This is a genomic window from Oleiphilus sp. HI0080, from assembly GCF_001635135.1.
This window is the reverse complement of sequence record NZ_LWFU01000943.1, coordinates 1-6790: the sequence shown is the minus strand read 5'-3', so window position 1 is coordinate 6790 and position 6790 is coordinate 1. Positions and strand designations below refer to the sequence as shown.

Here is a 6790-nt window from a genome sequence, read left to right as displayed (position 1 = left end):
ATAGTATATTTAAGAATCTGGTTGTATATTTTACTTCGTATTAAACACACAACTTTTCACAAGTGAGGGGCTTCCCTTGAACGATATGGTCAAGAATTTAGTGCTTTGGTTGGTGATTGCTGCAGTTTTGCTGACAGTGTTCAACAACTTTAGTGCGCAGCAGAAAACACAACCAATGAACTACTCACAGTTTATTGAGTTAGTACAAAGCGGTCAGGTGCGTCAGGTTGTGATTGATGGGCTGCATTTTGAGATTGAGACGAGCGATCAGCGTAAGTACTCAACGGTAAGACCAATGGTTGAAGATCCGAAATTAATGGATGAGCTGATCAACAATAACGTCACTGTTATTGGTAAAGAGCCTGAGAAGCAAAGCATTTGGTCTCAGCTGCTCGTCGCGTCATTTCCGATTTTGGTGATTATTGCTGTGTTTATGTTCTTCATGCGGCAGATGCAAGGAGGGGGTGGCGGCAAAGGACCGATGTCTTTTGGAAAAAGCAAAGCGCGTTTGATGAGTGAAGATCAAATTAAAACCACTTTTGCTGATGTTGCTGGCGTCGATGAGGCGAAGGAAGACGTTAAAGAGCTTGTCGAGTTTTTGAGAGATCCTAGCAAATTTCAACGCTTGGGTGGTCAGATTCCAAGAGGCGTTCTCATGGTTGGTCAGCCAGGTACGGGTAAGACATTGCTCGCCAAAGCGATCGCTGGTGAGGCAAAAGTGCCTTTCTTTTCAATTTCAGGTTCTGACTTTGTAGAAATGTTTGTTGGTGTGGGTGCTTCTCGTGTTCGCGACATGTTTGAGCAGGCGAAGAAGCAGTCACCATGTATTATTTTTATCGATGAAATCGATGCCGTTGGACGTCATCGAGGCGCGGGTCTAGGTGGTGGTCATGATGAGCGTGAACAGACGCTGAACCAATTGCTTGTCGAGATGGATGGTTTTGAGGGGAATGAGGGTGTCATTGTTATTGCCGCGACCAACCGTCCTGATGTCCTTGATCCTGCCTTGTTGCGACCGGGGCGCTTTGACCGACAGGTAGTGGTTGGCTTGCCTGATATTCTTGGGCGAGAGCAAATCTTGAAAGTACACATGAAAAAGGTGCCTTTGGATGACGACGTTGAGCCAGGTTTAATCGCTCGAGGAACGCCGGGTTTTTCTGGCGCAGACTTGGCTAATTTGGTGAATGAGGCGTCTTTGTTTGCAGCGCGCGCGAACAAGCGCACTGTTTCCATGGTTGAGTTTGAGTTGGCGAAAGACAAAATCATGATGGGTGCTGAGCGTAAGTCGATGGTGATGTCTGAGAAAGAAAAGCTCAACACGGCGTTTCACGAGGCAGGGCATGCGATCGTTGGGCGCTTGATGCCAGAGCATGATCCGGTTTACAAAGTCAGCATTATTCCTCGCGGCCGTGCACTGGGTGTCACTATGTTTTTGCCGGAGGAAGATCGCTACAGTATGAGTCGGCAGCATTTAATTAGTAATATTTGCTCGCTTTACGGAGGGCGAATTGCTGAAGAGATGACGTTAGGCCCCGAAGGGGTCACTACTGGCGCCTCTAACGACATTGAGCGGGCAACAGAAATAGCGCGAAATATGGTCACGAAATGGGGGCTTTCAGAGAAGCTTGGTCCACTGAAATATGACGAAGCACAAGAAGAAGTGTTTCTAGGCAAATCTGCAGGCGGTGGAGCTTCTCATGTAGCGGCATCAACTCAGGCAAGCATTGATACTGAAGTGCGTTCTATTATCGATGAGTGTTATGCGCGTGCTCAAAAAATCCTGGAGGATAATCGCTCAAAACTGGATGCAATGGCTGATGCCTTGATGAAGTATGAGACGATCGATTCGCCGCAGATTGACGATATTATGAATGACAAGACACCTCGCCCGCCGAAGGGTTGGGGCGGAAATAGTGACTCAGGTAGTACTGGTGGTTCATCTGCTGTGGCGGATGATGCTGTGGAGGCGTCTAAGTCTGATCCAAAGTCCGAACCTCCTGTTGATGGTGTGGGTGGCCCGGCTGAAGGGCACTAATACTTCGTCCTGAAATTTAAAATGAATAAGGGCGCGACGAAAGTTGCGCCCTTTCTTTTTGGTCAAAAAGGTATGGATTTTACTAGGGCCCAGGTAATGGGTGTTTTGAATGTTACGCCGGACTCTTTCTCCGATGGAGGCAGATACTCGAGAGTAGAGGCTGCTCTGGAGCAAGCGCTTAGAATGGTAGATGATGGCGCCTCAATCATCGATATTGGCGGTGAGTCTACGCGTCCAGGCGCAGCAAAGGTGAGTGAGCAACAAGAGCTTGACCGGGTAATGCCTGTTGTTGAGCGTTTGAGGTGCGAGTCCGACGTTGTTATTTCTCTTGATACGAGTACTCCTGTGGTTATGAGGGAAGGTTTGGCGCTCGGAGTGCAGATGATAAATGATGTGCGTGCTTTTCAGAGGGAGGGTGCGTTGGAGGCGATCCAAGGAAGTGCGGGTTATTTTTGTCTTATGCATATGCAGGGCGAGCCAGATACTATGCAGCATGCGCCGCGATACAAGAGTGTGGTTCAAGAAGTTTCTGCGTTTTTGAGGGAGCGCGCTGCCGCTCTAAGTTCCTATGGTATTGCGAAGGAGCAGATCCTATTGGATCCTGGGTTTGGGTTTGGAAAAACACTTTCTCATAATTATAGTCTTCTCAAACATTTAGCCGATTTGAAAACCCTTGATTTTCCGCTTCTGATCGGAGTCTCTCGTAAATCTATGATTGGAAATGTTCTGGAGAAAGGAGTTGAGGGTAGGCTTTTCGGGAGTGTTGCTGCGGCTTTGTTGGCTCTTGAGCGCGGTGCGGCTATTCTTAGGGTACATGACGTTGCACCTACCATGGATGCGGTAAAGATTTGGTCTGCTATGCAGGCCGCAGAATAGAAATAAGAGAGAGTTGTATGGCTGACAGGAAGTATTTTGGGACAGATGGTATTCGTGGTCGTCTTGGTCAGGGGGCGATTACGCCTGAATTTATGCTCAAACTGGGCTGGGCATGTGGGCAGGTTTTTAAAAAACAGGGTTCGGCGAACAAAGTCATTATCGGAAAGGACACAAGGATCTCCGGTTATCTATTTGAGTCGGCTCTGGAGGCCGGCTTAGCAGCAGCCGGAGTTGGTATCCGTTTGATTGGTCCTATGCCTACGCCAGCCGTTGCCTATTTGACACGTACATATCGGGCGAACGCAGGCATTGTCATCAGTGCTTCTCACAATCCCTACGAAGATAACGGCATTAAGTTCTTCTCGTCTAAAGGCATGAAGTTAGACGACGAGGTTGAGCTTGAAATTGAGAAATGGCTCGAAAAGGATCTGGAGGTTGTGCCTCCAAGTGAATTAGGTAAAGCCAAAAGGATTGATGATGCGGTCGGGCGCTACGTTGAATATTGCAAGAGTACAATTCCGAGCCAGATGAGTCTTGAAGGTATGAAGATTGTACTTGATTGTGCGCATGGCGCTACTTATCAGGTGGCTCCTTATGTATTTCGGGAGTTGGGAGCGGAGGTTGTTGCAACAGGCGTCGAGCCGGATGGTTTGAACATCAACAAAAACGTCGGTTCGACGAGCCCTTCTGCTCTCGTCGAGCGAGTTCTGCTAGAGCAGGCTGATCTTGGTATTGCCTTCGATGGAGATGGTGACCGTGTTGTGATGGTGACGGCTGAGGGGGCGATTGTCGATGGTGACGAACTGATCTTTATCATTGCGAAAGATCGGCATTTACAAGGTGCGCTTGACGGTGGTGTGGTCGGAACTCAGATGACAAATTTTGGGGTCGAAGTTGCCTTTGGTGCTCTAGATATCCCTTTTTCCCGCGCTAAAGTGGGCGATCGTTACGTTATGGAGCAGCTTAAAGCAAATGAATGGTTGCTTGGTGGTGAGGGTTCAGGACATTTGATCTGTTTTGATAAGTCAACAACAGGTGATGGGATTGTATCTGCGCTGCAGGTCTTAAGGGCAATGTGGCGCAGACAGTTGTCGCTGTCGGCGTTAGCGGGAGAAATGTCCAAGTTACCGCAAGTTCTCAAAAATGTGCGGATTGCTGAGCGATGCGATCCTATGGAAAATCCGCACGTAGCGCAGGCGGTTGCCGATCAAGAAAAACGCTTTCACGGTAAAGGAAGAGTGTTGCTGCGCGCCTCTGGCACTGAGCCTTTAATTCGCGTAATGGCAGAGGGTGAAGACTCGCAATTAGTCGACCAAGTTGTCGATCATTTGGTGGGTGTTGTTTCTGACGTTTTGGCTTAGCTATTTTGGGTTTTATACGTCTTGTAGTTCGGGCGCAACTCGGTTAGTATTTGCGCCCGCTTGAACTGAGGTAGAACGATGCGTCGCAAAATTGTTGCTGGTAATTGGAAAATGAACGGTGACATCGACTTTGCGAATAAGTTCTGCGCAGATTTGCGAAAGAGATTGTCAGGTTCTCGAATGGCTTGCGACGTCATGGTTGCACCGCCGGCGCCTTATCTCTCCATCATGTCGGACGCATTCTCGGACGCTGATGTCACATTGGTGGCTCAGAACGTCGCGGAGTATGCCGGTGGGGCGTATACGGGTGAGGTGTCTGCTGCTATGTTGAAGGATTTTGGCTGTAGAGCGGCACTAATAGGCCACTCTGAGCGAAGAACTTTGTTTGTTGAATCGGATGAACGGGTCGTTGAAAAAATGAGCCGTTTATTGGAGCAGGGTATAGCCCCTATTTTGTGTGTCGGTGAATCGCTTGAAGAGCGGGAGTCTGGCAATGCGAAGGATGTGGTGGGTGCTCAGGTAGACTTTGTTTTGAGTCGGTTTTCCGCAGAGCAGCTATCTAATTTGGTGATAGCGTATGAGCCGGTTTGGGCGATAGGGACTGGTAAAACGGCATCGCCAGAACAGGCTCAAGAGATGCATGCGCATATTCGCAATGTGGTTGCGCAAGCTGATACGAACTTGTCGGATGGTATGAGTGTTCTGTATGGCGGTAGCGTAAACGCGGCTACGGCTAAAGAATTGTTCGCTCAACCGGATATTGATGGTGGTCTTGTTGGTGGGGCCTCTTTAAAAGTTGAAGATTTTTACGCGATTTGTCAGTCATTCTGATCAGTCGCAGTTTGTAGTAGGTTGCAGGTAATATGGAATTTTTGGAAACATCGGTCATCGTTGCCCACATTTTGGTTTCTCTGGCGCTTGTAGTGCTTGTCCTGCTACAGCAGGGTAAGGGTGCTGAAGCGGGCGCGTCGTTTGGTGGTGGCGCGTCGCAGACAGTGTTTGGTAGTCAGGGTAGTGGTAATTTTCTGACTCAGTCGACTAAGTGGTTGGCGGTGGTTTTTTTCGCAACCAGTATTGGTCTTGCATACATTGCAAAAGAGCAGGCTGCTCTGAGCGTTCAGGCCGCAACGACGCTTGTGCCGGTTGATCAGGTTGAGGGTGATGCTGAGTCGGTATCAAACTCTGAAGAAATGCTTGAGTTAGAATCGCAAACCGAAGACAATGCTGCTCCGGAGTTGGAGTAACGAAAGATTTCGATCTTGTTGGTAACGATTAGCGTTGCTTAACAGAATCTAGCCGATGTGGTGGAATTGGTAGACACGCCATCTTGAGGGGGTGGTGAGCTATGCTCGTGACGGTTCAAATCCGTCCATCGGCACCATCTTTAAGAGCCCGCGCTTTTACTTTAGTAGGTGCGGGCTTTGTTTTTGTGAACCTAGGTGTTATTGAGTTGACCCGTGTGGTCGTGCTGCCTATAATGCCGCGTGTAGTTGGGAGTGACTTGGTTCTCAAGTCTGAGCGATGGCTCGCCAATTTGGCTCTCCTTACAGCAGTTTTGTAAAGAGCCCCTCACTGTTAGGGGCTTTTTTATACTGATGGGCTTTGTGCCCATTTTTTGTTTGTGGAAATGGCGAACAACGCGGCGGAGGCGGCAGTGGCGGCAAAAAAACAGCTACTTGATGACATGATTAGGCCGGTAGTCGAAGGATTAGGTTTTGAGTGCTGGGGGATAGATTATGTTTCCCAAGGCAAGCACTCAATGCTGCGGATTTATATAGAAAGCAAAGATGCTGGCGAGCTTTCTGAAGTTGGTGAAGACGGGAAAGAGCGCGAGAGTGGGATTGAGTTAGGTGACTGTGAAGCAGTGAGTCGCCAACTCAGCGCAGTTCTCGACGTAGAAGATCCTATATCGGGCGACTATACGCTAGAGGTTTCATCACCGGGAATGGATAGAGCGTTATACGAGTTAGCGCATTACGAGCGATTCAAAGGGCATCATGTCGCGCTAAAGTTGCGCATGCCTTTTGAGGGGCGACGCAAGTTTAGTGGTGTACTGAAAGGCGTTGAAGGCAGTGATGTGATTGTGCAGGTGGACACCGAAGAGTTCTTGTTCCCTGTGGAAGGAATTGAAAAAGCGAATATCGTACCGCAATTTGATTGATATAGATTTATTGGAGCAAACGACGCGATGAACAAAGAAATTCTGCTGGTTGTTGAGGCGGTGTCTAATGAAAAGGGCGTAGATAAAGACGTTATTTTTGAGGCGATAGAACTGGCGCTGGCAACGGCAACCAAGAAGCGTTACGAGGAAGAAGAAGAGGCGGATATTGTTGTAAGCATTGACCGCAAAACCGGTGAGTATGACACTCACCGTCGTTGGCTTGTGGTTGATAACGACGCCGTGCCTGCTCTTGGCACTGAATTGACGATGCAAGAAGCAGAAGAAATTGATAGCAAGCTTCAGCCAGGTGATATTCATACAGAGCAAGTAGAATCGATCGCGTTTGGACGCATTGGT

The 6790-nt window shown here is 48.6% G+C and carries 7 protein-coding genes and 1 tRNA gene; all 8 read left to right on the top strand.

The window, feature by feature from the left end:
• Positions 1-76: 76 nt before the first annotated feature.
• Positions 77-2035: an ATP-dependent zinc metalloprotease FtsH gene (ftsH, locus tag A3751_RS18400; RefSeq protein ID WP_197466487.1), complete on the top strand. Its 1959-nt coding sequence runs from the start codon at positions 77-79 to the stop codon at positions 2033-2035.
• Between the two features lie 72 nt (positions 2036-2107).
• Positions 2108-2911 (top strand): dihydropteroate synthase, encoded by an 804-nt coding sequence (folP, locus tag A3751_RS18395; RefSeq protein ID WP_068458507.1) that lies wholly within the window; start codon positions 2108-2110, stop codon positions 2909-2911.
• A 17-nt stretch (positions 2912-2928) separates the two neighbouring features.
• On the top strand, positions 2929-4272 hold the full coding sequence (gene glmM, locus A3751_RS18390; protein ID WP_068458501.1) for a phosphoglucosamine mutase: 1344 nt from the start codon (positions 2929-2931) through the stop codon (positions 4270-4272).
• Between the two features lie 78 nt (positions 4273-4350).
• Positions 4351-5103 (top strand): triose-phosphate isomerase, encoded by a 753-nt coding sequence (gene tpiA / locus A3751_RS18385; protein ID WP_068458499.1) that lies wholly within the window; start codon positions 4351-4353, stop codon positions 5101-5103.
• Between the two features lie 32 nt (positions 5104-5135).
• On the top strand, positions 5136-5516 hold the full coding sequence (secG, locus tag A3751_RS18380; RefSeq protein WP_068458497.1) for a preprotein translocase subunit SecG: 381 nt from the start codon (positions 5136-5138) through the stop codon (positions 5514-5516).
• A 51-nt stretch (positions 5517-5567) separates the two neighbouring features.
• A tRNA-Leu gene (locus A3751_RS18375) sits at positions 5568-5653 on the top strand.
• Positions 5654-5926: 273 nt separating this feature from the next.
• Positions 5927-6433, top strand: coding sequence for a ribosome maturation factor RimP (rimP, locus tag A3751_RS18370; RefSeq protein ID WP_068458505.1), 507 nt, complete (start codon positions 5927-5929; stop codon positions 6431-6433).
• Positions 6434-6460: 27 nt separating this feature from the next.
• Positions 6461-6790, top strand: a 330-nt coding sequence (locus A3751_RS18365) for a NusA N-terminal domain-containing protein (RefSeq protein WP_304439053.1), incomplete at its 3' end; no start/stop codon positions are given.